This is a genomic window from Polaromonas sp., from assembly GCF_031411155.1.
In the GTDB taxonomy this organism is placed as follows: domain Bacteria; phylum Pseudomonadota; class Gammaproteobacteria; order Burkholderiales; family Burkholderiaceae_C; genus Polaromonas.
This window is the reverse complement of sequence record NZ_JANOAL010000261.1, coordinates 1-2,298: the sequence shown is the minus strand read 5'-3', so window position 1 is coordinate 2,298 and position 2,298 is coordinate 1. Positions and strand designations below refer to the sequence as shown.

General features: G+C 60.9%; 3 protein-coding genes. All 3 read left to right on the top strand.

What is annotated here, in order from left to right; genetic code table 11:
* Positions 1-508: GspH/FimT family pseudopilin (locus RMO23_RS15565; RefSeq protein ID WP_309683432.1), on the top strand; the 508-nt coding region annotated here is incomplete at its 5' end.
* On the top strand, positions 508-1,626 hold the full coding sequence (ribD, locus tag RMO23_RS15560) for a bifunctional diaminohydroxyphosphoribosylaminopyrimidine deaminase/5-amino-6-(5-phosphoribosylamino)uracil reductase RibD (protein ID WP_309683430.1): 1,119 nt from the start codon (positions 508-510) through the stop codon (positions 1,624-1,626). The genes RMO23_RS15565 and ribD, both read left to right, overlap by 1 nt.
* A 67-nt stretch (positions 1,627-1,693) precedes the next feature.
* Positions 1,694-2,298: riboflavin synthase (locus RMO23_RS15555; protein ID WP_309683429.1), on the top strand; the 605-nt coding region annotated here is incomplete at its 3' end.

Below are 2,298 nucleotides of genomic sequence, written 5' to 3'. Positions count from 1 at the left end.
GAGTTTGAATACGTACCGCCGCAATGCGGAACTCACCTCTGCCACCAATACCTTGCTGGCAGCCATCAATGCGGCGCGAAGCGAGGCCTTGAAACTGAGCACGAGCGCGATGGTGGTGCCAACAGGCAATGGAACCGATTGGAACACCGGCTGGGTCGTGTTCGCGCTTGGAGCAAATAATGCCACGCGGAGATATGACGAAAATCTTGATAAAACTGTACTTGTGCAGGGGCGATTGCCGAGCTACGTCATCGTGACGGGAAACGGAACTGCAGACCCAACCACAATCGCGCCGTACATTATGTTTGACGCTTCTGGTTACGCCACAACAAAAGGCGAAGCCGGTGTGACCCCAAACCTCACTTTCAACTTAACCCGCAACGATGTTTCCGGGAGTGAAGTATTTGCACAGACGCGCAGAATCAAAATTTCCAGAACTGGCCGCGCGCGTACCTGTAAGCCTACAAGCGCCACCGATACCAACTGCTCGGCGACTGTTAACGATTGATGGCTTGGCCCGTGTTTGCCAAAGATCGACTTATTGACCTGTCCATCGGATTGGCGCGGGACTCACTCCGAATCACTTCGCCCAATCCCCGAGTAGGTTGCATCCTCGCCGACGATGACGGAACGATATTAGGTCAAGGGAATACTCAACCAGCCGGTGGCCCTCACGCCGAAATCATGGCCCTGCGTGATGCAGCAGCCCGGGGAAATTCGGTAGCCGGCGCAACCGCCTACGTCACGCTGGAACCCTGCTCCCACCACGGCCGCACCGGCCCTTGCTGCGATGCGCTGATCGCGGCCGGCATCAAAAAAGTGGTGGCCTCGATTGCCGACCCTAATCCGCTGGTCTCTGGCCAGGGCTTTGAAAGACTGCGGGCGGCCGGGATCGAGGTGGAGGTTGGGCCAGGCGCGGCGGAATCGCGTGAGCTCAACATTGGGTTTTTCAGCCGCATGATCCGCAAAACCCCGTGGGTCAGGATGAAGATGGCCGCTTCGCTGGACGGCACCACGGCGCTGGACAACGGCGCCAGCCAGTGGATTACCTCTAAGCCGGCCCGCGCCGATGGCCACGCCTGGCGGGCGCGCTCTTGCGCTGTGCTGACCGGTATTGGCACGGTGCTGGAAGACAACCCGCGCCTCGATGTACGGCTGGTGGACACGCCGCGCCAGCCGCATCTGGTGGTGGTGGACAGCCGCCTTGAGACGCCGCTCGATGCTCATCTTTTTATAGCGGGCCGCACGCTCTATATCTACGCCGCGGAGCAAAATGACGCCAAAAAGGCGGCGCTGGAGGCGCGCGGCGCCACCGTGATCCACCTGCCGGGCGCCCATGGCAAGGTTGACCTGGCCGCCATGCTGCGCGACCTGGCCCGGCGCGAGGTCAATGAACTGCATATCGAAGCCGGCCACAAACTCAATGGCTCTTTCATCCGTGAGGATCTGGTGGATGAGTTTGTGGTTTACCTGGCCCCCAAAATGATGGGCCAGGGCTTTGGCATGGCCAGCTTTGGGCCTTTGACCGAGCTTTCCCAGGCGCTGGCACTGGAGTTCCGCTCGACCGAAATGGTCGGGCCCGACCTGCGCATTGTGGCCAGGGTACAGGGCCGCGACCAGTTTTAGGCCCGCCTGGCCGTTGAGTTTGCCGGCCTGCCCCGGGCGCCGCCGCAATCTCTGCGAAAATACCCTGATGTTTACCGGAATCATCACCGGCATGGGGCGCATCGTCGCTATCCATAGCCTGGGCAGCTCTTCAGACCATGGCAAGCGCCTCATCATTGAAACGCCTGCGGGTTACCTGGACGACGTGGGGCTGGGCGACAGCATTGCGCTCAACGGCGCCTGCATGACCGCCACGGCGCTGGACAGCGCCAACAACCGGTTTTCCATTGATATTTCCGCTGAATCCCTGGCAAAGACCAGCGGATTGGCTGATACCGGCGTCGTCAACCTCGAAAAAGCGCTGCGCGCCAATGACCGGCTAGGCGGCCATCTAGTTTCCGGCCATGTCGATGGGATTGGCCGGGTCACGCATTTCGCCGAGGTCGGCGAAAGCTGGGAGCTGCGTGTCCTCGCGCCGCGCGAGCTGGGCAGGTACCTGGCTTACAAAGGCTCCATCACCGTCAACGGCGTGAGCCTGACGGTCAACCGCGTTACTGATGTGGCGGACGGCGCTGACGATGACGCTGGCTGCGAGGTCAGCATCAACCTGATTCCGCATACCGTTCAGAGCACGGCGCTGGGCCAGCTCGGCAAAGGCTCCCGCGTCAACCTTGAAATCGACCTGATCGCGCG

What these genes read in the sequence shown, in the direction of transcription:
- ribD (WP_309683430.1), top strand. Translation starts at nt 508, where the DNA reads ATGGCTTGGCCCGTGTTTGCCAAAGATCGACTTATTGACCTGTCCATC.